Source organism: Paenibacillus sp. 2003 (assembly GCF_031455635.1).
Classification (GTDB): Bacteria; Bacillota; Bacilli; order Paenibacillales; family Paenibacillaceae; genus Paenibacillus; species Paenibacillus amylolyticus_B.
Genome location: NZ_JAVDTB010000001.1, coordinates 235,025 through 258,810 on the forward strand (window position 1 = coordinate 235,025; position 23,786 = coordinate 258,810).

A 23,786-nucleotide genomic window follows, 5' to 3' on the forward strand; every position below is an offset into this window, starting at 1 on the left:
TTATGGCATTATTATGGCTTGTCCTTGTTGGAGGCATTGTCGTAGTTATACATGGTGTGTGGTTTGGACGACCAGCACTGCGAAAGCTCAAGTACAGCAGACAATTCAGCAAGCTGCGTTGTTACGCTGGAGATGAACTTGAGATGGTGGAGACGATATCAAATGAGAAACGAGTCTCCGTTCCGTGGCTCAGACTTGAATCGATGATGCCAGTGTCGTTTGTATTTCGTTCCGGTTCAGGTATGGATATTAGTCAAGGCGAAATCTATCAGAACCATAAGAGTATTTTTACGTTAAAACCGTTTACTCGTATTACACGTAAGCATCCTTTTACATGTACTCAGCGTGGAATTTATCCATTAAATACAGCGACGATGACAGGTGGGGATCTCTTTGGCGTGTGGCGTTCCACCAAACCGATTCCTTTGCAAATGTCTATGATTGTGTATCCTTCATTAGTGAATGCAGAGGATCTTCCTGCAATTTATCAGGTATGGCAGGGAGAAGTTGAAGTATCACGATGGATCGTTGAAGATCCTTTCTTGATCCTGGGTGTTCGGCCTTATGGTGCAGGCGACCCCATGAATCGTATTCACTGGAAAGCGAGTGCACGTACAGGTGAATTACAAGTCTACAAGCAGGGATGGACGGCTGATCCGCAATCCTGGATTGTAGTCAACATTCAGGAATCTGCAGATATGTGGAGTGTTGTCACTCGACCGGAGAAGATTGAACGGGCACTTCGTTACGCTGCCACGGCTGCAGTGGATGCCATCGGTAGAGGGTTGCCGGCAGGTTTCGCCCATAATGGCTATCATGTGGGTGGTGGCCGAGATACACTTCGGATTGAGCCGGATTATGGCACGCCCCATCTGGAACGGTTACTGGAAGCTATGGCTGAGACAGAGTTGAAATGCATGGTGCCCATGGAGCAATTTCTGAACGATGAAGTACGTTTGAATGAAGAAGCACAGCAAATCCGCAGCTATCTGCTGATTACATCCTATGTATCTGCCGCTATGGAGCACGAGATTGCACGTCTGCACGAACAAGGACATCGTGTAACGATTCTCCCGGTAGAGGACGTGAAGGGTAATACAAAGGCGGTGAGTGCATGAGGAACAGACCGGTAGCGACGACCAAAGGACTCATAGCAATGCTTGCCGTCTTGATGGCTGGCATATACCTTTTTCCGATATTTACGCTTGCTTCATTCTACGCAATGGAACATTTGCCGTTCACATTATTCATCCTGGTCATTCTTGTAGGTTGGTTAGGACAGTTCATTCAGCATAAAATTCCAGGTTTTAGCGAGAAGAATACATTCATTCGTGGAGTAACGGCACTCGTTATAGGAATTCTCTTCGCACTCGTTGTTGGGATGAGCCTCATTCTCCCGTTGCCGGATATCATCACATTGGTACTGTGTGGAGTCATCTCGGCTTATGCAGGTCTGACCTTCCAGCCAGTCTTTCATTCTGTGTTGTTATGGCGCTTGCAGATTATGGGTGTAATCAGTGCAATCGTGCTTATGATTGCTTCGAATTCGTTAGAATTCATGCAGCCGATACAAACCTATACCCTATGGATTTATATTGCGGGAGTGATCAGCTTTGCCTTTTGGCTGGTTGGACGATATATGCTGCAACTGGATCAGGCAATACTCAATGATGGCAAGAGAAGATTGGTATTAAGAGATTTTGCACGTGCGAATCATCAGCGGTTCATGTGGATGTTTATTGTTATCGTCGCGATCGGTGCTTTCCCAAGTCTGGCTGCCTGGCTGGGGCCGCTGCGTGACCGCTTGCTCGCATGGATCAGGGGATGGTTTGGTCCGATTTCCGGCGAGGAGCCACGATTACCAATGGACAACCCCAATCAGCCGCTAAATATACCGAATGACTGGAGAGAGCCGCCATCCGAGCCCTCAGTCTTCTGGAACATCCTCGGGTGGGTAGTGATGTGTGCTGTAGCAGGAGCTATCCTGTGGCTACTTATGAGGTTGGGACAAAAAACGATAAACAGACTTATGGATCGATTCAAGGGGATGTTACAACCAGGTGAAAAGAAGGCAGAACCACGGACGGAGTATATCGATGTCAGTGAGACGCTTGATGCGCCAGCAAAAGTCCGAAAGAATTGGTTTCGGAAGAAAGAAGCGCCACCTGCACAAGATGCTGAACGTGTTCGGTATTACTATCGGACTTGGATTGAAAGAGCCGCTCATCGAGGCGTGGAAATACAGGGGAAGCACACTCCGCTGGAGGCTGCACAGACCATTATTCAGAATGGTGTGAAGTTAGAAGAAGATGAGCTGTCTGCGAGACTGCCAGATACGTATAATGCCGTTCGTTATGGAGCGAAAGCTCCCGATCGTTCCGATATGGTTGAGATTGACCGAATCTGGAGATCTTATCGAAGTAAATAAGTCCGGAATCCCTTTACTTTTCTTGTCACGTTCAAGTATCATGAGAGGAATACACAAGTTGGTCAGAAAAGGAGCAGACATTAATGAAGACAAATCATTGCAAAATTGTAGATTGTACGATCCGTGATGGCGGATTGGTGAATAATTGGGACTTTAGCGTGGACTTTGTTCAACAGCTATATGCTGGATTGAATGAAGCTGGCGTTGATTATATGGAAATTGGATATAAGAACTCTCCGAAGTTGCTTAAAGGTGCCGAGGAAGCAGGACCATGGCGTTTCCTGAACGATGATTTCCTGCGCAAAGTTATCCCTCAAAAAGGAAATACCAAACTGTCTGCACTGGTTGACGTTGGACGTGTGGACGAAAATGATATCTTGCCTCGCAGTGAGAGCATGCTGGATCTGATCCGGGTTGCCTGCTACAGCAAAGATGTGGACAAGGCACTTGCACTGGTTCAAACATTCCATGATCGTGGATATGAAACTACACTGAATATTATGGCACTCTCCAATGTTATGGAGAATGAATTGCTGGAAGCATTTGAATTGATCAAAGAAAGCGCTGTGGATGTTGTCTACATTGTAGATTCTTACGGTAGTCTGGACCATAATGATGTGAAATATCTGGTAGAGAAGTTCAAGACTCACTTGCCTAACAAGCGTCTTGGTGTTCATACACATAATAATATGCAACTTGCGTTTTCTAACACATTGGTTGCGGCAGAACTTGGCGTTGAGCTGCTTGATGCTTCTGTGTATGGTATGGGACGTGCGGCAGGAAACTGTCCAACCGAATTGCTCGTAGCTCATCTGAAAGGAACGAAATACAATCTGCGTCCAGTACTTGGTGTATTGGAACAGTTGATGGTTCCACTGAGAGAAAAAGAAGAATGGGGTTACATTCTGCCTTACATGATTACAGGTGCGTTGGACGAGCATCCACGTTCAGCGATGGCGATTCGCTCATCGGAAGACAAGGATAAGGTTGTTGATTTTTATGATAAATTAACAACACCAGAAGTGAATTTTGATAAGTAATATAGTCTGAAATACAGTTGTAAAATAGGAAAACATGGACTCTAACTGGAGATCCATGTTTTTTTAGTTCTTAATGCCTTGTTTTTCTCTATATTTATGAATAAATATTCCTAGGAGTAACTATTTTTTAGTTCACGTATACAAAATTAAATGTTATTATGTACCAGATAGCATGTGTATGCATGTGAATTGAACGTTGGTTAATATGTTTTTTGTCGAATCGTGTAGTAAGCTGTTAAGTTTGGTTAATGTAATTCAGGATAGGTGATCCCGGGAAGGAAAACACGGCATGAAGGTTAATCTGCAAGATCAGAGAAAAATAAGTTGGGTCGCTGTGTGCGGCTTATTGTGTTTCCTCGCAAGTCAATGGTTTCGTTCTTCTTCAAGCTCTGATCTGATCATTTCGGGTTACCCGGTTTTGACACTCTTGGGTGGATTCGCTGCGGCAGCGGCTTGTATCGGCATCTACAATCAAAGCTGGTTGTTTCGGACACAGAAGCTAACTCTTCGGAGGACATTATTGACAACACTCTTTTTATTGATTGGTCTGTTTGAACTGGTTCATATTGTTTCATTTGCAGAAGAGATTCCAAATGGAGCCATGATGGAATCGGAGTTCTCCTTAATGATGTCAACCATGGGATCTTTGGTATGTTCCGTAGGTTTACTGCTCGTGTATACCTTAAATGAGAAAGAAATTGCATTACCACGCAAATTCTTACTGTTCAGTGGGACATTGGGTACCTTTGTTATTTTGTACATACTGGCTATTCAGGAATGGAGCATGTTGCCAAGTATGCTTGATGGCGAAGTGCTTGGTGGTATCTTTACCCGAGTTCATCTTATGGTCGGATTGCTCTATGGCATTATTGCAGTTCTTTTGTTTGTTCAATGGAAAAAAACCAAAGACGGTGATTTACCAACCATTCTATGTGGCATTCTGTGTTTCTTTTTTGGTGAATGTTATTTTGTTTCAGCAACTGGGGTGAACGATCTCAATCTGTTATTAGGATTGCTGAGTAATTGTATGGCATATTTTTTTATTCAAAAAGGGCTGTATACGTCCGTAGTGGACACGCCTTTCCTGCAACAGCAGGTCGCGGAAGCCAAGATGAACTATATTGCTCATCATGATGATGTAACGGGACTTCCAAACCGTCGTCGCCTTTCACAGCGGTTGAAAAAGATGATGGATGATGCCGTGGTGCAGGAACAGCTTGTTGGTGTATTGGTCCTGAATATTAATCGGTTCAAAACCATTAATGATTCGCTTGGACAGCAAGCAGCTAACCGGGTTTTGCGTCAGGTAGGTCAACGACTGAAACATTTGTCACTTCCAGGAGAAGAAGTCTTTGGATTGGGAAGAGATGAGTTTGCATTAACGATGACAGATTTCAGTTCAACCGATACGGCGCTGCGCCGGACAAGATCCATTTTGCAACTTTTTGAGAAGCCCGTCTTGGTTGATGGCAATGAGTATCATCTTACACTTGGGATCGGGATGGCCATTTTCCCGCATGATGGGGAGTCACCACTGGAGATTATTCAGAATGCAGATACGGCTTTGCACAGTGCTAAGGAACAAGGAATGGAACTGAATCGTTTTGCCCATGCGATGCAGATGAAGGCACAGGAGCGTTTGCAGCTTGAGAATGATCTGCGCAAGGCGTTGGATCGAGGTCAGTTCTACCTGGTCTACCAGCCGCAGGTTAATCTGCAAAGTGGGCTAATCGTTGGCATGGAAGCCTTGGTGCGTTGGCAGCATCCGCAGCGAGGCTCGGTATCTCCGGCGGAATTTATTCCTCTGGCAGAAGAGAGTGGGCTCATTGTGCCACTTGGCGAATGGGTGCTTCGTGAAGCGTGTGCACAGAACAAACAGTGGCAGGAAGCCGGTTATCGTAAACTGTGTGTTTCGGTGAATCTGTCGATGAGACAATTCAGGCACTCCCATTTGTTGGACAATATCAATGGCATTCTCAAAGAGACGGGACTAGAACCTGTATGGCTTGAACTGGAGATTACAGAGAGCATGACATTTGATAAAGACCGGTCATTCGAACAATTGCGCAAAATCAAAGAAATTGGTGTGCATATCAGTATTGATGATTTTGGAACGGGATACAGCTCGTTGCACTATCTGAAGGACCTGCCGATTGATCGGCTCAAGATTGACCGTTCATTCGTTAATGAAGTCATGGAGGACAGTAATAACGCTGCGATCGTATCTACCATCACTTCAATGGCGCATCATTTACAACTGAAAGTCACAGCTGAGGGTGTGGAAAACGAAGATCAGATGGTCTTTCTTCGCAATCAACACTGTCACGAGGCACAGGGGTATTTCTTCAGCAAACCGATTAAAGCCGCTGAATTTGAAAAGCAGTTTTTGAGGGATGTGGATAAGCCTACAGGCTAGGGAACAGCGGGGGCGCGAGGGTGCTCCTGCTTTTTTTGATGCATGCGTAATGAAAAAAATGGGAAATATGACTTGCATGCTATAGAGGATCATGGTATATTATTATTTGTAAAATCACTGTTAAATTCCTAAGGAACTTAACATTTAAATCTTCAATCATGCGGGTGTAGTTCAATGGTAGAACTTTAGCCTTCCAAGCTAATAGCGTGGGTTCGATTCCCATCACCCGCTTAACGAAGCAGTACCGGAGTCCTTGCGATGCAAGGGCTTTTTTTCTGTCTTGAAAGAAAATTGAGAATAAAAGTAATCAGAAGGTTGTTTTGTCATCGGAGTGGCGAGTAAGTAAGTATTCTTTAGTTTAATTTATATAACCTTTGCTTTTTTACAATGATCTGGTACAATAACGGAGAAATTGATACTACACATGAATGAGAGGTAACCATACGTCCCATGAAGTAAAACACATGAATTGAACCCCAGTTAACTGCAGACGGTTTTATGACGCAGTCAGCCAGAGCGGCTGAGCAATGAGGGGATTCGTGTGTCCAAATTCAGCTATGGGAAAAGGTATGGAACAAGTGAGCCTTGAAGGTTTACGTGTACCCTGTGTTTGGGGTTTATTTGTTCATGCCGTAGCTTACCTTAGATCTGTCTTTGAATGCTTGGTCCAACCCTGAATTGCCAAACCGCCGGCTGATGCCAGCGGTTTTTTTTGTTCAGCAAAAAGGATGCAGGAAGGATGAGGCCTCATGATGACATTGGTACGCTTACATGAAGTATCAAAAGAGTGGAACGGTAATGAATTGTTTACAGGATTGAATTTGGAGATTAATGAGGGCGAACGACTCGCCATTCTGGGTCGAAACGGATGCGGCAAGACAACGTTGTTACGCATCATTTTGGGTGAGGAGCATGGTGGCGGAAGGATTGAACGTCATATCCCTCAGCAGGAATGGGGGTTCATGCGCCAGCGCTCGGAGATTGAGGCCGGGATGAATGTACTGGATGCGGTCCGGCGTGAGAGCGGTCAGATCTATGAAGTAAAACGGAACTTGGAAGAACTGGAACAACGTCTGAGCATCAGCACTGAAGCGGATGAAGAGCTGCTTGCAGCTTATACACAAGTGATGGAGCAATATGAACAGTTGAACGGTTATATGTGGGAGACTGAGGTAGAGAAAGTACTGACTCGCCTTGGATTATCCGCAGAGCATTGGAATAGACCCTATCATTCCTTGAGCGGTGGACAAAAAACAAAGGCTCGTTTGGCAGGACTGCTTGTCAGCAAACCCAAATTCCTGATTCTAGATGAACCGACGAATCATCTGGATGAGGGAAGCATGCGCTGGCTTGAAGAGTGGTTATCCTCATATGAAGGTACGCTGTTATTTGTATCACACGATCGTACGTTTATTGATCAGGTAGCAACAGGAGTCATTGAGTTCAGTCCAGATGCCCTGACCAAATACAAGGGCGGATACTCCGACTACAAGATCCACAAAGAGCGTGAATTACGCGAACAGGAAACGATCTACCGCAGGCAGGAATTGGAACGTAAGGCGCTGGAAGAAACGATTCGAAATTATCAGGAATGGTTCCATAAAGCGCATAATTCGGCAACCGATGTGGAGGTGAAGATCACCCAGAGCTTCTACAAGGCCAAAGCCAACAAAAATATTTCACGATACCATGCGAAACAAAAACAGCTGGAGCGTTTGGAGCGGGAACGGGTGGATAAACCTCGTGAAGCTGCAAAGTTGAACATGGAATTACAGATGAATCCACTCGCTGCACGCCAGCTTCTTGCACTCGAAGAGGTGAGTTTTTCATATACGGGAGAGAAACCATTGCTGCGTGATCTTCGAATTACTGTGGAACGCGGAGACCGTCTTGCCGTAAGAGGCCCCAATGGAACAGGAAAAACTACACTGTTGAAGCTGATGATTGGTGAGCTGGAACCTTCGCAAGGCAAGGTCACACGGCATCCACAGCTGAGAATCGGTTACTTTTCACAGGAACTGGAGGGACTTCCCGAGCATCTGACCCTGCTGGACAGCTTGCTTACCCTTCCATCCATGACACAAAGTGCGGCACGGACCATTCTGGGATGTTTTCTGTTTTCCAGAGATGATGTGTTCAAGCGCATTGGGGATTTGAGCATGGGGGAAAAGTGCAGAGTGGCATTTTTGAGATTGTATTTTGGCGGAGCAAATCTGCTAGTGCTGGACGAACCGACGAACTATCTGGACATTGATACCCAGGAAGTCATGGAGAATGTATTAAAACAGGCTTCAGGTGCTTTGGTGCTTGTATCCCATGACCGGATGCTGACAAAGACACTCGCGAATCGATTGTGCGATCTGGAGGCTGGAGGCACAGCAACTCTGTTTGAAGGAGGCGTGACGGATTGGGAGCAGTCCACCAAACTTCGGAAGGTGGCGCTGGAGACTCGGGAATCCGATGACGAGAGGTTGCGATTGGAGATGCGCCTGTCGGAGTTGCTGTCTCCTGTGAGCAATGCTGGAAAAGACATTCTGACACAGCGCGAGCAATCGAATGAGCGAGCAGTCGAGGCAGCTGAGATTCGCGAAATCCAGCAGCGCCTAAAACAATTGAAAGATAAGGGTGCAAGCATAAATTAGAACATGGACGGCTTGCTATTTCGATCTATTTTGCATATAATTATGAACGATCATCGATGATTATATCGATATGGGTATGTGTTCAAAAAGATCGGTTTTCAGGACCAAGAAGATGGGATGAAGATAGAAATGGAGTAGCGGAGCGTAGGGAAAACTACGTGAGCAACGGACATTTCGGCTGAATGCCATATTCGATGCTGATGATGCCGCCAGGCATCATTCGTAATCAAAAGCGGACTTTTTGACAACCTCTAGAGGTTTAACTAACAAGTAAACGTGATGATGGAGACAAGTAAGCAGTGCCTCTGGACAGGGAGGAAGCGCCGTAGATTGAGAGCGTTTCTGTAGAACAAGGCTGCCGAAATTCACTCCGAAGCGGTTCCCTGAACCTGTTTGTGTGCAGACACAGAGGCAACAGTAGGGGCAAACGGTTAACGGTCGTTATTCCGTACAAAGTGAGACAGAACCGGTTGCAGGCCAGAAGGGCCACGCAGCAATGGATGTCTAACAAGGGTGGTACCACGGTCTTTTCGTCCCTTCAGGGGAGAGAAGGCCTTTTTTTGTTGCAAAAACACCACAAAAAGGGGGCAATTACACATGAAAGAACGTTTAGAGGCATTGAAGATCGAAGCGCTGGAGCAGTTGTCTGGTGTGAATGATCCGCAGACGCTCGGTGATCTGCGTGTAAAGTATTTGGGGAAAAAGGGTGCATTAACTGAGATTTTGCGTGGTATGGGTGCGCTTAGTGCGGAGGAACGTCCAGTTATTGGTCAAGTAGCCAACGATGTTCGGGCTGCCATTGAGGAAGTCATCGACAGCAAGCAGGATCAGTTCCAGAAGGAAGAGACAGCGAAGCGTCTGCAATCCGAGAAAATTGATGTGACCCTGCCAGGACGTCGTGGACGTCAAGGCGGACTGCACCCACTGACCAAAGTGGTACAGGAGATCGAAGATATTTTCATCGGTATGGGATACCGCATTGCGGAAGGTCCTGAAGTCGAAATGGATTATTACAACTTTGAAGCATTGAATCTACCGAAGAATCACCCGGCGCGCGATATGCAGGATTCCTTCTATGTTACCGAAGACTTGTTGATGCGTACCCATACATCGCCGGTTCAAGTACGTACCATGCAGAGCATGAAGGGCGAAGTGCCTGTCAAAGTCATCTGCCCAGGTAAAGTATACCGCCGTGATGACGACGATGCGACGCACTCTTTCCAATTCAACCAGGTTGAAGGATTGGTCATTAGCGAAAACATTCGTATGAGCGATCTGAAAGGGACCCTGCTGCAATTCGTGCGCGAAATGTTCGGTTCCCACACGGAAATTCGTCTGCGTCCAAGTTTCTTCCCGTTCACAGAGCCAAGCGCGGAAGTGGATGTAACTTGTGTACAATGTGGCGGTAGCGGCTGTCGGGTATGTAAACAAACAGGCTGGCTCGAAATTTTGGGCGGCGGTATGGTTCACCCGAAAGTACTGGAAATGGGTGGTTATGATCCGGAGAAATACAGTGGTTTTGCATTCGGAATGGGCGTAGAACGTATCGCCATGCTGAAGTATGGAGTCGATGATATCCGTCACTTCTACAACAGTGATCTGACCTTCCTGAAGCAATTCGGACGGCTGTAACTTTACAATAAATAGATCAACGTATATAGAGCAAGCGTTATGAACCGGGAACACCAATTTATAGATGAAGGAAGTGAACGTCCATGAGAGTATCGACAGATTGGCTGTCTGATTATATTTCCCTTGAAGGTGTGACGCCACAGGAATTGGCGGAGAAAATCACCCGTGCGGGTGTCGAAATTGATGTAGTGGAGAACCGCAACAAGGGCGTAAATAAAGTTGTTGTGGGATATGTGAAGAGCAAGGAGAAACACCCGGATGCAGACAAACTGAATGTATGTGTCATCGATGCCGGCCAGGAAGAAGATCTGCAGATCGTGTGTGGTGCGAAAAATGTGGATGCAGGCCAAAAAGTAGTCGTAGCCCTGGTTGGAGCGAAGCTCCCTGGTGGATTGGATATCAAAAAAGCCAAACTGCGCGGTGTTGTCTCCCTTGGCATGATCTGTTCCGCCAAAGAGCTGGGCATGAACGACAAATTGCTGCCAAAAGATCAGCAGGAAGGTATTCTCGTTCTGCCAGAACAAACGGAGGTTGGCACGCCAATCAGCCAGGTTCTTGGTCTCGACGATCATGTGCTTGAACTGGACCTGACACCGAACCGTTCCGACTGTCTCAGCATGCGTGGTGCTGCCTATGAGGTGGGTGCTATCTTGGGTCGTGAAGTGAAGCTGCCGAGTCCCAAAGACCAACTGGTTGAAGTTGGAGATGCAGCTGCGAATCATATCTCTGTAGAGATTAATGCACAGGAGCAATGCAGTCACTATGCAGCTCGTTATGTAACTGGCATTAAGCTGGGTGCTTCCCCGCTTTGGATGCAAAACCGTCTGATGGCTGCTGGTGTTCGTCCGATCAATAACATCGTTGATATCACGAACTATGTCATGCTGGAATACGGCCAACCGCTACATGCATTTGATGCGGATAAGCTGGAAAAAGGCCATATTGAAGTGCGGATGGCCAACGAAGGCGAAACGATTGTTACGTTGGATGGCCAAGAGCGTAAGCTGGAGCCACATATGTTGCTTATCACAGATGGCGTGAAACCAGTAGCCATCGCTGGGGTTATGGGTGGCGAGAATTCCGAGGTATCGGAAGGTACGGTGAATCTGTTGCTGGAATCCGCCAAGTTCGACGGCGGAACCGTTCGGAAAACGTCGCGCCAACTGGGGCTGCGTTCCGAAGCAAGCATGCGTTTTGAGAAGGAAGTAGACCCGGGTGCGGTGATTACGGCTTTGGATCGTGCGGCTGAACTGATTCAGCGTTATGCTGAAGGTGAAGTGCACCAAGGAATCGTGGAAGCTGGAGCAGAAGCTGCGGAGAAACGTGTAATTCAATTGTCGCTGGACCGACTGAATCGTTATCTGGGAACCGATCTGTCTTTGCTTGAGGTAAAAACCATCTTCGCTCGCTTGCACTTTGCATGTGGTGATGCTGATCAAGGATTGCTGGATGTGGAAGTGCCAACACGCAGAGGGGATATTACGCTCGATGTAGACTTGTTTGAAGAGATTGCACGCCTGTACGGATACGACAACATTCCAACCACATGGATTGAAGGACCGACGACTCCAGGGGCATATACACGCTCTCAAGCGATGCGTCACACGATTCGTGGATTGCTCTCAGGCAGTGGCTGGCAGGAAATGATCAGTTACTCCTTTGTACACCCGGATAAAGCGACCCTGTTCCCGGCGTTGACACAAGGAAGTAAAGCCGTGAAACTCGCGATGCCTATGAGTGAGGACCGCAGTGTGCTTCGTACGAGTATTTTGTCGCAAATGCTGGATGCAGCGGTGTATAACATGAACCGTAAACAGGATTCACTGGCTGTATTTGAAGTGGGCAATGTGTTCTTCACCGAAGAAGATCAGTTGACCAAGCAACCGCATGAAATCCCAGTACTGGGGCTGCTGCTCACCGGGAATCGTGCAAGCCAGCAGTGGAATGTTGGAGCGGAGAAAGTAGACTTCTTCGATCTGAAAGGTGCTCTTGAGCATCTGTTCGCCTATGTGGGGCTTGAACAACGCATTCGCTTGGTAGCAAACAGCCCTGAAGGATTCCATCCGGGACGTTCCGCATCGGTTTACCTGGAAGGCAAGGATGGCGGGGAAGGCACATTGATCGGTACATTGGGTCAATTGCATCCGGAACTGCAACAGCAGTATGATCTGAATGATGTGTACATCGCAGAGATTGCACTTGAATCGATCTACAGCGAAGCAGACGCTGACATTCGTTATCGTGAGCTTCCGCGTTTCCCAGCCATGGAACGTGATATCGCGGTTGTTGTGAATGAGGATGTTGAAGCTGGAGATTTGCTGCGCGCCATTCGTGAATCGGCGGGTGAATTGTTACAAAACGTACAGGTATTCGATGTGTTTACTGGCAGTAAACTGGGTGAAAACAAGAAGAGCGTGGCGATGGCACTGGTATACCGGAATCGTGAACGTACACTGACCGATGAGGAAGTTACTGAAGTTCATGCCCGTGTAGTGGCTCGTCTGGAAGAGCAATTCGGAGCGGAATTGCGTAAATAGGACAAAAGAAGATTTTTTGAACAAAGATTAGCAGGAATTGTTTGAAGTCACATCGAATCCTTAGCATTAGAGGATCGATGTGACTTTTTTGTGATTACAGCTTAGAATCAACATACAGACTTGAAGGAGGGCACAACTGTGACTACACCTGATCGTACACGCGTCACCGTAGAGATCTACGGGACTTCCTATAAACTGGTTGGCAGCAGTGCCGACTATATGAAACAAGTAGCTAACCTGGTAGATGAGCGTATGGGCGCAATCTCCAAGCAAAATTCCCGTCTGGATACTCCGCGTATTGCGGTACTGGCGGCTGTACATATGGCTGAACAGTCTCTTCAGACTCAGGAAATCCGTAATGAACTGAAGATGCTTACTGGAGAACGTACAGAACTGAGAAACGAATTGAATCGGTTAAACGCCATACAAAATGAACATCAACAAGAATTGGAACGGCGTGACCAGGCTCTTGCTGATTTGCAAAAGCTGAAGATTGAAGCAGAGCAGGCGTTGCAAAAGTCCGAATCGGACAAAAATTCAGAGATAGCCAAGTTGAATAAGCTGCTGGAGCAAGAACGCGCTCAAGCAACGGAGCGAGTGCAGAAATTGCAGGCTCAAGCGACGGCACAACTGAAGGAAGCAGAAGCCAAGGGAACGAAACAGCTGAAGGAAATGGAAGAGAAAGCGTCTAACCAGCTTAAAAATGCACAGGCACAGGCTGCTTCCCAGCTCAAAGAAGCTCAGAACCGTTCTGCAGCTGAATTGCAGCAGGCGCAGGCCAAAGCTGCGGCGCAATATAAAGAGTTGCAGGACAAGACTGCAGCTCAATTAAAAGAAGCCGAAAGCCGTGCCGTTGCAGAACGTCAACAGATTGAAGCCAAAGCTGCGCAGCAGGTTCAGACAGCCAAGGAAGAAGCCGAGTCTGCCATTCTGTTAGAGTTGGAACAGGCTGAGAACAACCTGAAGAAAGCTCAGGAAGAAGCAGCGCTGCAATATAACGAACTTAAGCAACAGATGGAACTTCGGCTCCAGCAGGCTGAAGAAAAAGCGCTGGAACAGACTCAGGCTCTGACGGATCGAGCGAATCAGGAGCGGGCTGACTTGCAGGAACAAGCGGAGCAGAAGCGCCTGACTGAGATAAATCAGTTGAATGCGGAGTTCAAGGCGTTATCCGAGCAGTTGGAACTCGAATGGATGGAGAAAGAAGCAGCCCTCGAGGAACAATTGCAGCAAGCCAAGGAAGCAGCAGCGTCCCAGGCGAAAGCAGCCGAAGCGGCGGCAGAGGCCTTATTGCAAGAAGAACGGGGCAAGCTCAAGCTGCAACTTGAGGAACAACGTAAACAGGCGGAGACTCGACTATTAGATGTCGAAGAGCAATTAGAAGAAGTAATGACCCAACTCATCAGTGCACAGGACATGGTTGCAGAGCAAGAACAGCAGCTTCAGCACGAGCGTGGTCAATTGGAATCGTTACGTCATGAGCATGGGGTCCGTAAACAGGAGCAGGAAGTTCAGACTCGCCGAATTACGGAACTGGAGCAACAACTTGAGCAGTTGAAAGAGGACCGTTCCCAGTTGCAGGAGCTTCTGCGTGAAACGGAACAGGCTGCCCAGCAATCCCGTGATTCACAGGAACAATGGAAGCAGAAGTATAATGAAACTGTGGATAGAGAAACCTCTCTCACAGCACAGCTACGCAAACTTCAGGAGCAACATGCACAGCTTGAACAGGAAGCCCAAAAGCTTCGTGAGGCTGAAGTGAAGTCGGAAGAGGAACAGCGCAGACTGCAAAAAGTGCTTGAACAGGCTCATGCTGCGGTGCGTACATTGCAGAATGAGATCGGCACACTTACGGAACGTGAGCAGTCCTGGAAGGACCTTGCTGAGCAGCGAATGGCTGAGATTGGAGACCTGGAGAATCAGATTCTTGAAGTTGCTGAACAAAATGAAACGTTGGAGTCTGGTGTGCAATCCCTTCATGATGAATTGTCCGTGGTGAAGGAAGAGTCTCGCTTCAACCATGAAGAGGCTGTGCAATACCAGAAGGATGCAGAGCTTTTGGAAGAGAAACGCAATCAGCTTGAAGTTGAGCTAAATGTTGTTCGGGAAGAGCTGAACCGACTTCAGGATAACTATAAACAAATCCGTAATGATTACAGTGATGCATTACAACGGGAAGAGAATTACAGTTCCAAGCTGGATGAATTGAGCAAAGAGAAACAAGAGATTGTGAGCGTGCTTGAAGAAGCGAGACAGTCTTCAGCTAAACTTTCCGAGCGCTACTCGGAGCAAGAGAGCCGGCTAGCCCAGACTGAGGAAGAAGCGTTGGAGTGGCAGATCAAATACGAAGAACTGTCAGCCAAACAGACTGAGTTGGCATCCCGTCTGGAGCAGTTGACAAGACGTGAAGAAGAACTTCGCTCAAGCGTTGAACAAGCAGAGCAGAACGACCAGGTATGGCAACGCCGTGCAGATGAATGGGCGGCTCAGGAACAATCCTGGCAGGAACGCTGGGCTGCACTTGAGAATGAACTAACGGTTTGGAAGAGAGAAAGTGCGGCAAGTAGTGAGTTGCTGGAGGGACTGGAGCAAGAACGACAGCAGCTGGACAAATTACGTACAGAAGCGACCCAAGAGAAAGAGATCATGGAAACTGAACTGCTTGAGATGGGGGAGCGTTACGAACTAGCGGCCAATCAATTACGTTTGTTACAGGTTGAACGTGAAATGGAGCAGGAGAAGGCAGAGCAGCTGAACACGGAATATCGTCAGTTGCATGATGAATATACGAAATTGCAGACGGAATATAACGAATGGATTGAATTGATTGAACAGGACCAGACCTAGCGGAATGAATGTAGCAGAACTGGCTCGTGGGCAACGTACTCTGGTACAATTTGTTATACTAAAGAAGGAGCTCCCGTCGCTGCGGGGGCTCCTTGTCTTGAATACTATTCTTCAACGATAATTTTGGAGATCATACTGCTGTGTCCTGAACCACAGAAGACAGAACAGGACATTTCAAACTCACCAACTTTGTCCGGGGTTATGACTTTGGAGCTATTTCTGGTATCCAGTTGAAGATTCAGCTCAGGCACAAGGATACCGTGATTTCCGTTTTCATTTTCATAAACAATGTTAACCGGAACGCCTTTTTTAAGATGGTACTCAGGTTGATCGAATTCATAGTTACTCGCCTTGATGACCAATTCTTCACTGGCTGTAACTCCAGCATCAGCATCGGATCCATTGCTGCCAGATTCTGCGGACTGTTTCGTCCCTCCACATGCAGTGAGGACCAGAATTAACATACAGGCAGCAAGCCATGTTATGCCTTTCTTCATCATGTGCCTCCTTAAAGCGTGATATGGATAAAATTTGAATGATTGCTCCAGTCATCATACCGCAATATGTGGATGCCTGTACACGCTACGTATGTCGTTTTTTTGAAAATTGAACGTGTACGGCAGAGCGTGCGTACTGCCCGAATGAAATAAACCCCTTCCGGCACAGGGCCTTCAGAGGTTTAGGAGAATTCATGGGGACGTTAAGTTGACGTGGAGATTAACTTTTGGAGCTTCGTCCGGCATCAAAAGGGGTGGATACCGGGATGAAGAGATCGATAATCCCGATGACCAACGCAGCGAGAATGGCACCGAGCAGGCTGACTTCAACATGATCTACAACATATTGACCAAGCCAAATCACCAGTGCGCTAACGATAAATCCGACAATACCGCGACCAAACGGGTTGACTCTTTTGCCGAAGATACCTTCAACGATCCAGCCGAGCAGGGCAATGACGAGAGCAAGCAGCAGGGCGCTCCAGAAGCCACCAACGGCGAATCCGGGAACGATCCAGCTAACCACCATTAATACAATTGCAGCGATGATAAATCGCACGACATGTCCCAGAAAATTCATGGTGTTTACCTCCTTTTATTCGGATTGAACTGAGCAGGGCAACTCCAAGGGGATGGAGAGGTTGCACAATCCTGACACCTGTAGTTTGTGGTGCTATGGTTGAAGTTATGTGTGGAAGGATTCGTTAAATAGCGTAAGAAAGTTTCTTTCGTTATAATACAGATATAGTTTGGAAGGAGTTGTACACTTGGACACGAAAATTTTACACACACTGGAATATCGCAAAATTTTAAATACATTGCTTAGCTTTGCTCAGACCACCATGGGAAAAAAGAAAGCGGAGCAACTTGAACCAAGCAGTGAACTTGAAGAAGTGAAGCGGTTGCTGCAGCAAACCGATGAAGCCTTCACATTTGATCGCCTGAAAGGCTCACCGTCGTTTGGGGGAATTGTAGATATTACGGCTTCCATCAAACGTGCTGAAATTGGAGGCACACTTAACCCTCACGAACTTTTGGGAATATCCAATACAACCTTTGCGGCGCGGCGATTGAAACGTCAGATTGGTACTTTGCATGAAGATGAGCCCATCGAATCTTTGTTCTATATCAGTGATCAACTGTCAGAGCAAAAAACGCTTGAGGATGCCATCAAAATCTGTATTGACGATAATGCAGAGGTTGCCGACAGTGCAAGCGTAACGTTGGCGCAGATTCGTCGTGAGCTGCGAGGCGGAGAAGCGCGGATTCGCGAAAAACTGGATTCGATGATTCGATCCTCTACCGTATCCAAGATGCTTCAGGATCAGCTCATCACCATCAGAGGAGACCGTTTTGTTATCCCGGTGAAAGCTGAATACCGTTCGTACTTTGGCGGGATTGTGCACGATCAATCCGGTTCGGGTGCGACATTGTTCATTGAGCCGGAATCCATTGTTGCCATGAACAACAAATTGCGTGAAACCCGGATTCGGGAAGAACGCGAAATAGAAATTATTTTGCAGAAATTGACGGCACTTGTCAGTGAGCAGGGAGAGTGGTTGTTGTATGATGTCGACTTGCTGGGATCACTTGATTTTATCTTTGCCAAAGCACGTCTGGCTCGTGAACTGAAAGCAACATTGCCTCGCATGAATGACCGCGGGTTCCTGAAGCTCAAGAAAGGTCGGCATCCGCTGATTGCGATCGAAAACGTGGTTCCAATCGACATTGAGCTGGGCAATGATTACACATCCATTATCGTGACAGGTCCGAATACGGGTGGTAAAACGGTAACGCTCAAAACGATTGGATTGCTGAGCCTGATGGCAATGTCCGGTTTATTTGTTCCGGCTGAGGATGGCAGTCAGTTATGTGTATTTGATGCGATCTATGCAGACATTGGGGACGAGCAGAGTATCGAGCAGAATCTGAGTACTTTCTCCAGTCATATGACCAACATCATTCGCATTCTGAAAAACATGACGCCAAAAAGTTTGGTATTGCTCGATGAACTTGGAGCAGGGACAGACCCGGCTGAAGGTTCTGCACTGGCGATCTCCATGCTGGAGCATATGCACCGGACGGGATGTCGCATGGTTGCAACCACTCACTACAGTGAACTGAAAGCATACGCATATGAGCGTAAAGGTGTCATTAATGCCAGCATGGAATTTGACATCAATACACTGAGTCCAACCTATCGCCTTCTGGTGGGTGTACCTGGACGAAGTAATGCATTTGCCATTGCAGAGCGACTGGGACTGCCCGGCTACATTCTCGACTACGCCCGTGGCGAAGTGAAGGAAGAGGATCAACGGATTGAGCACATGATTGCTTCTCTTGAAGAGAACCGTCTTACGGCTGAACGAGAGCGTGAGAAGGCAGAGAACTTGCGCCAGGATATGGAGAAATTACGCAGTCGTCATCAAACCGAACTGGAGAAGCTGGAACAGCAGCGTGATCGCCGGATTGAAAAAGCAGAAGAAGATGCACGCAGCATTGTGGACAAGGCTCGCGCGGAAGCGGAGAAGATTATAGCAGATCTTCGACTGTTGGCTATGGAAGAAGGTGCTTCCGTGAAGGAGCACAAACTCATTGCTGCCCGCAAACAGCTGGACGAGGCTGAACCGGAGAAACGCAGAAAAACGGTCAAGAAGACGGCAACCGCGCCGAAGACTCGTGCCATCGGTCCTGGTGATGAAGTGCTTGTCTACAGTTTGAATCAAAAAGGCCATGTTGTAGAGATGTCGGGCAGCAAAGACGCTATGGTACAACTGGGGATTATGAAAATGAAAGTATCCCTGGATGACCTGGAACTGCAGCAATCGGCTCCCGCAGCCAAACCGAAACAAAAACCAGTTACAGGCATGAAACGTACACGTGATGACAATGTGAAAAGTGAATTGGATCTGCGTGGTACCAACCTGGAAGAAGCCCTGATGGAGACAGATCGGTTCATTGATGAAGCTTTCCTTGCCAACCTGGGCCAAGTTTATATTATTCATGGTAAAGGTACAGGAATTTTACGTTCCGGTATTCAGGATTACCTGCGTAAGCATAAACATATTAAAAGCTACCGGCTGGGCAATTACGGAGAAGGCGGGAACGGTGTGACCGTTGCAGAATTGGAATAGCCGGTCCATGAATCAATGATATTCTGCGACCTTATTCATGAAGGTCGCAGATGGGGAGAGGGGAACGGTGCGTGATAGAAAGCATTGACCAATTGCTGTCTCATCCCTTGGGGATGGTACTCGGTTTTTTCTCGGTAGCGATTATGGAGCTGCTTGTATTTCTGGCTTGCTTCGAACTGGTGACCAAGTATAAATGCTGGACGGAGATCAAGAAGGGCAATGTGGCCGTTGCGATGGCTACAGGAGGCAAGATCTTCGGGATCTGCAACGTATTGCGGTTCTGCATACAAGCGAAATCTTCGGTGTATGAAGCCATGACGTGGTCATTTGTAGGGTTTATCCTTCTGCTCATTGCCTATTTTTTGTTCGAATTCCTGACACCCGTGTTCTCCATTGATAAGGAGATCGAAGCGGATAACCGAGCTGTTGGATTGATATCCATGATTATTTCAGTCTCGCTGTCATTTGTTATTGGCGCGAGCATTATCTAGGGGGACCGGTCATGAAGATATTGATACGGATTCTGTTTGCGGCATCGATCGTGTTTTTTGCCATCGGTGTGATCTATGTAATGAATACATGATGATTTGAAGAGAGAGGTTGATTCAATATGGAAACAACAATATGCCCTTGGTGTCACACGGAAATTGTATGGGATGAGGAACTTGGTCCTGAAGAAGAGTGTCCATACTGCCACAATGAATTAAAGGGATATCGAACGCTCAACATTAACATCGGTGACGAAGAGAACGATGAAGCTGAGGACGACATCTATGATGTGGATGATGTAAAGGATGAGGAGCAGACTACGGATCTTTCAGATCTGTGGGGGGATGAAGTTGAACTCAAATTGCCGGAGTTGCGAACGTTGACCAAATATGCGGATGAAGGTAATGACCTCATTCAGTATGAACAAGGTGTCCAGAAGCAACTTGATCATCAGGAAGAAGTGCCGGAGTGCCCGAATTGCCGGGAATTCATGATTCTCGCAGGTACGCAAGCTGCAACGCAGGATAACTTCATGCCAGTAGCTAACGCAGCTTCAGGCGAAGGATCACTACTGTCACCACCGTTTAAAGTATTGACCTATGTATGCTCCGGATGTTTCCAAGTTCAATACAGTCTGTCTGAGGAAGATCGTCTGCGTCTGATCAAGAACCTGAGTACGCAGGAATAAACATTTCGGAGATTCTAACCAATTGTATAACAATCCTGAAGATTCATCATGTTTTCCTCTTGCTTGGGGCACGTTAACCCTAAGACCTACCTGTGCACAGTTCACTTCAGGTGGATGAAGGAGGAGCAGATGAAGATTACTTTAGGCCGACAATCCATTCTGCTTTTGGGCGTGAATGGATTGTTTGCGTTAGCCGGAGCGCTGTCGGGAACCTTTTTGAATGTGTTTCTGTGGAAAAGCCGTCCGGATTATGCCATGTTGGGGTGGTTCACTCTCAGCCAGCAACTGGCCATTGGACTGACATTCTGGCTTGCTGGCAAATGGGTCAAGGAACATAATAAAATGAGTGCACTACGATTAGGTACTGCGCTGTCCGGCATATTTTATATGATAGTCCTCTGGGCTGGTTCCAAAGCTGTAGACTGGATATGGCCTCTGGGTATACTACTGGGTTGTTCCCTGGGACTATTCTGGATTGCATTTAATGTTGTGTATTTTGAAATAACGGATCGGAAAAACAGAGATCTATTCAATGGCTGGGTCGGATTACTTGGCTCGATGACAGGAATTATAGGTCCATGGTTCTCCGGTCTGATTATTACCCGAATGGCGGACAATACAGGGTATCGACTCATATTTACGGTATCACTCGTCATTTATGTTATCGCGGTAGTCTTTAGTTTTTTTCTCAAAAAGAGAAAGGTAAGCGGAACATACCGCTGGTCCGAGCCTTGGATTCAGCTATCCAAGCGGGATAGTCCCTGGAGGACCCTAGGCTTGGGTTTATTCGCTCAGGGTGCGCGTGAAGGTGTTTTTGCCTTTCTGATTGCACTGCTTGTATACGTGGCCACTGCACAGGAGTATAAGTTGGGACAGTTCTCACTCATCACTTCTGCCGTGGCATTAATAAGTTATTGGGCAGTAGGGAAATGGTCTAAACCACAGTATAGATCCAGAGGCATGTTCATCGGAGCTCTGATTCTGCTGATTGTGCTGATTCCTCTTCTGTGGAAAGTGACCTATGTTACGCTGTTAATCATGGGGATCGGAAGTGCAGTTGCGATGCCATTGTATATTTTACCTATGATATCAGCGGGATTCGACATGATGGGTACAAGTGGCGAAAATGTGGAGAAAAGGGTTGAACTTGTCGTTTTGAGAGAGTTATGCCTGATGCTTGGCAGACTATGTGGGTTGGTCATATTTATTGTGACTGTCTTAAATGCTCCGTCTCTACGCATGTTAACCTGGCTTATTATTGTCCTCGGTGCTTCTCCGCTAATTGGATGGATCTTTATGCGCAAGTTATTGAACCAAACGGAGGGGCAAGAGCCTTCGGCTTAGCAGGTTTCCCAATATACAAACAGGGTACAGCGGCGGGAAAGAGAACTTTCCGTGTGCTGTACCCTGTTTGTAGTTTTATTGGTTCAGTTGTTGGTTATACAGGAGATGGTTTACTTGTACGTGTGAGTGAGAACAGATCCATATCGGGGTTTGGGTTGCCCGTAATGGCATCCACAATCAGGGAGGCAGCAATCATACTATATACGGTACCGTTGCCTCCATACCCTTCAACAAAGTACGAATTCGGATAGTCTGGGTGTGGACCGATTAACGGAAGACCATCATGGGTGCTTCCAAAGACAGCTTCCCAAGCGTAATCGATTTCGAGATCTGGTAATGGGAAATACTCAGCAATCTTCTGAAGCAAAATCTCACCTTTATGAACCGCCTTGATAGCCCGTTGTTCTTCTCGAGGACGATTCTCATCAAGTCCACCTGCAATAATTCTTCCGTCTGGAGTTGTGCGCATATATAGATAAGGTCGTTCGGTCTCCCATATCATGCATTGTTTATGCCAGCTGCTCAGATCCTGTAGTGGCTTGGTAGCGATAGCATATGTGCTTTGAAGGTATGCTCCTCTGTCCTTTTTAATTTCTTGTGTTTCATAGCCTGTTGAGAAAATAACATGTTTGGCACGTACAGTGCCATGAGGTGTGTAACATAGGACACCATTTTCATCATAATCACAATGGGTGAATTCACTATGAGCATAGACTCTTGCTCCTTGACGTGAGGCTGAGTGGAATAGCGAGTGAACCAAACGATATGGATTAACCTCAGCATCCCCGCTTGTGTATAGTGCAGCAAGTTTGCTGAACGGGAACAGTGCACTTATTTTTTCCTGATCCCACAGCTCCACATCAAATCCATAATGTTTCAGGTTACGATATTCTTCCTCCAGCAACGTTACATCTTCCTCATGGCTTGCACAATACAGACTTGTGCGAGGCACAAACCAAGGATCAATCTCAAGCTTCGATGAAATTCTTTCAAGATGGTGCATGGCATCCCGGCATAATTCGTAGAATCGAACACCGGTTTCTTCCCCAAATGTCTGGATACAAGAGGTGAGCGTTTTGTCATTTGCATATTGGAGCAGGCCCGTATTTGCCATGCTGCTGCCATAACCGATATCTCTTTTGTCAATAACAACGGTGTCAATTCCCTGATCCGTCAAAAGCTTGGCAGACAACGCGCCTCCCATTCCACCACCGATGATTAGACAATCACAGGACAGGTTTTCTTGTAAAACAGGATAATGGGGAGGGGAAGCAAAGGTAGTTGGCCAAAATGTTTCTCCGTTAATAAGTTCCATAATTGATCACCTCTGTTGAATGTAGTTGAAGTATACTTTTTCAGGTTAGGGTAACAATAAATTCGCAATAACTTTAGATTAAGGAGGTCAGACATACATGCAAAACTCACAAATGCAAGCACTGAGCCCCAAGGAACTGAACTATATTGCGGATTCAATTTCCAATGAGGAAATGTTAATCAAACAATGTGCAGCTACAGCCTCCATCACACATAATCCGCAAATTCAACAGGCGCTGAATCATTATGTTCGCTCACATGAACAGCATCTGAACACTCTTGTCAATACGTTACAGCAACATCAATCTCTTGCACCGGCGCAATCACAGTAAAGCTCAAAACATGACAAGTTATTTCGAAGCATAGGAGGAAAATAAGTGTACACTCAATCTTTGTCATCTGGTGGGAATTTTATGCAGGAGCAAGATTTGTTGAAGTCGATTCTTGCAGATTTAAGACGAACTTCACGTGAATATACAACGGCAACTACTGAATCTTCCTGCCCCACGACCCGGAGAATGTTCAATGATTTAACGAACGATACATTAAGACTGCAAGGTGAACTGTTCAACCTGATGCAACAAAACAACATGTATTCCGCTTCATCCAAAGCACTTCGTCAGGATGTGGACAAACAAATCCAGTCTGCACACCAGACCCAACAGAAGTGTCAGCAATTCATTCAAGAAAAGAACACGCAGAACAGTTCATATAGCCAAGCTCCTAATGTGTCTCAGCATCAACCGAATTACGGTAACCCTTATTACATGTAACCTTT

General features: G+C 46.7%; 17 protein-coding genes and 1 tRNA gene. 15 read left to right on the forward strand and 3 right to left on the reverse strand.

The window, feature by feature from the left end; translation table 11 throughout:
• The first annotated feature begins 2 nt into the window (after window positions 1-2).
• The 9 genes from J2X75_RS01290 to J2X75_RS01330 all read left to right on the forward strand — a co-directional run bounded on the left by J2X75_RS01290 (window position 3) and on the right by J2X75_RS01330 (window position 15,542).
• Complete coding sequence (locus J2X75_RS01290) at window positions 3-1,118, forward strand: DUF58 domain-containing protein (RefSeq protein WP_047842250.1); 1,116 nt, start codon at window positions 3-5, stop codon at window positions 1,116-1,118.
• The gene (locus J2X75_RS01295) at window positions 1,115-2,428 is read left to right on the forward strand and encodes a DUF4129 domain-containing protein (RefSeq protein WP_310333850.1); all 1,314 of its coding nucleotides are present in this window, start codon (window positions 1,115-1,117) and stop codon (window positions 2,426-2,428) included. Before J2X75_RS01290 ends, J2X75_RS01295 begins: the two co-directional genes overlap by 4 nt.
• 83 nt (window positions 2,429-2,511) lie before the next feature.
• Window positions 2,512-3,468 carry an aldolase catalytic domain-containing protein gene (locus tag J2X75_RS01300; RefSeq protein ID WP_047842252.1) on the forward strand — a complete coding sequence of 319 codons (957 nt, stop codon included), beginning with the start codon at window positions 2,512-2,514 and terminating at the stop codon, window positions 3,466-3,468.
• A gap of 289 nt (window positions 3,469-3,757) precedes the next feature.
• Window positions 3,758-5,884 carry a bifunctional diguanylate cyclase/phosphodiesterase gene (locus tag J2X75_RS01305; RefSeq protein ID WP_307538300.1) on the forward strand — a complete coding sequence of 709 codons (2,127 nt, stop codon included), beginning with the start codon at window positions 3,758-3,760 and terminating at the stop codon, window positions 5,882-5,884.
• A gap of 160 nt (window positions 5,885-6,044) precedes the next feature.
• Window positions 6,045-6,115 (forward strand) — tRNA-Gly (locus J2X75_RS01310).
• Window positions 6,116-6,633: 518 nt separating this feature from the next.
• Window positions 6,634-8,526 (forward strand): ribosomal protection-like ABC-F family protein, encoded by a 1,893-nt coding sequence (abc-f, locus tag J2X75_RS01315; protein WP_310333855.1) that lies wholly within the window; start codon window positions 6,634-6,636, stop codon window positions 8,524-8,526.
• A 597-nt stretch (window positions 8,527-9,123) separates the two neighbouring features.
• A complete protein-coding gene (gene pheS, locus J2X75_RS01320) occupies window positions 9,124-10,158 on the forward strand; it encodes a phenylalanine--tRNA ligase subunit alpha (protein ID WP_124113690.1) in 1,035 nt (344 codons plus the stop codon).
• Window positions 10,159-10,241: 83 nt separating this feature from the next.
• Window positions 10,242-12,695 (forward strand): phenylalanine--tRNA ligase subunit beta, encoded by a 2,454-nt coding sequence (gene pheT, locus J2X75_RS01325; RefSeq protein WP_310333856.1) that lies wholly within the window; start codon window positions 10,242-10,244, stop codon window positions 12,693-12,695.
• A 138-nt stretch (window positions 12,696-12,833) separates the two neighbouring features.
• A complete protein-coding gene (locus J2X75_RS01330) occupies window positions 12,834-15,542 on the forward strand; it encodes a hypothetical protein (RefSeq protein ID WP_310333857.1) in 2,709 nt (902 codons plus the stop codon).
• A gap of 104 nt (window positions 15,543-15,646) precedes the next feature.
• On the opposite strand, the gene J2X75_RS01335 is transcribed toward J2X75_RS01330, so the two are convergent.
• Together J2X75_RS01335 and J2X75_RS01340 are read right to left on the reverse strand one after the other, a co-directional pair.
• Window positions 15,647-16,042: a cytochrome C oxidase subunit II gene (locus tag J2X75_RS01335; protein WP_397382916.1), complete on the reverse strand. Its 396-nt coding sequence runs from the start codon at window positions 16,040-16,042 to the stop codon at window positions 15,647-15,649.
• A gap of 217 nt (window positions 16,043-16,259) precedes the next feature.
• The gene (locus tag J2X75_RS01340) at window positions 16,260-16,619 is read right to left on the reverse strand and encodes a phage holin family protein (RefSeq protein ID WP_017689637.1); all 360 of its coding nucleotides are present in this window, start codon (window positions 16,617-16,619) and stop codon (window positions 16,260-16,262) included.
• A 187-nt stretch (window positions 16,620-16,806) separates the two neighbouring features.
• Between J2X75_RS01340 and J2X75_RS01345 the strand changes: the two genes are divergently transcribed.
• The 4 genes from J2X75_RS01345 (at window position 16,807) to J2X75_RS01360 (ending at window position 21,694) form a co-directional block, all read left to right on the forward strand.
• The gene (locus J2X75_RS01345) at window positions 16,807-19,173 is read left to right on the forward strand and encodes an endonuclease MutS2 (RefSeq protein WP_310333860.1); all 2,367 of its coding nucleotides are present in this window, start codon (window positions 16,807-16,809) and stop codon (window positions 19,171-19,173) included.
• A gap of 50 nt (window positions 19,174-19,223) precedes the next feature.
• Window positions 19,224-19,664: a DUF350 domain-containing protein gene (locus J2X75_RS01350; protein WP_100529513.1), complete on the forward strand. Its 441-nt coding sequence runs from the start codon at window positions 19,224-19,226 to the stop codon at window positions 19,662-19,664.
• 119 nt (window positions 19,665-19,783) lie between these two features.
• Window positions 19,784-20,350, forward strand: coding sequence for a hypothetical protein (locus J2X75_RS01355; RefSeq protein WP_310333862.1), 567 nt, complete (start codon window positions 19,784-19,786; stop codon window positions 20,348-20,350).
• A gap of 129 nt (window positions 20,351-20,479) precedes the next feature.
• Window positions 20,480-21,694 carry an MFS transporter gene (locus tag J2X75_RS01360; protein WP_310333864.1) on the forward strand — a complete coding sequence of 405 codons (1,215 nt, stop codon included), beginning with the start codon at window positions 20,480-20,482 and terminating at the stop codon, window positions 21,692-21,694.
• A 94-nt stretch (window positions 21,695-21,788) separates the two neighbouring features.
• Here the strand turns inward: J2X75_RS01360 and J2X75_RS01365 are convergent, their stop codons facing one another.
• Entirely contained in the window at window positions 21,789-23,009 is a 1,221-nt protein-coding gene (locus J2X75_RS01365; RefSeq protein WP_310333866.1) for an NAD(P)/FAD-dependent oxidoreductase, read from the reverse strand.
• Window positions 23,010-23,106: 97 nt separating this feature from the next.
• On the opposite strand from J2X75_RS01365, the gene J2X75_RS01370 reads away from it, so the two are divergent.
• Window positions 23,107-23,340, forward strand: coding sequence for a hypothetical protein (locus tag J2X75_RS01370; protein WP_091032761.1), 234 nt, complete (start codon window positions 23,107-23,109; stop codon window positions 23,338-23,340).
• Between the two features lie 45 nt (window positions 23,341-23,385).
• Window positions 23,386-23,781 carry a spore coat protein gene (locus J2X75_RS01375; RefSeq protein ID WP_310333869.1) on the forward strand — a complete coding sequence of 132 codons (396 nt, stop codon included), beginning with the start codon at window positions 23,386-23,388 and terminating at the stop codon, window positions 23,779-23,781.
• Window positions 23,782-23,786: the final 5 nt, after the last annotated feature.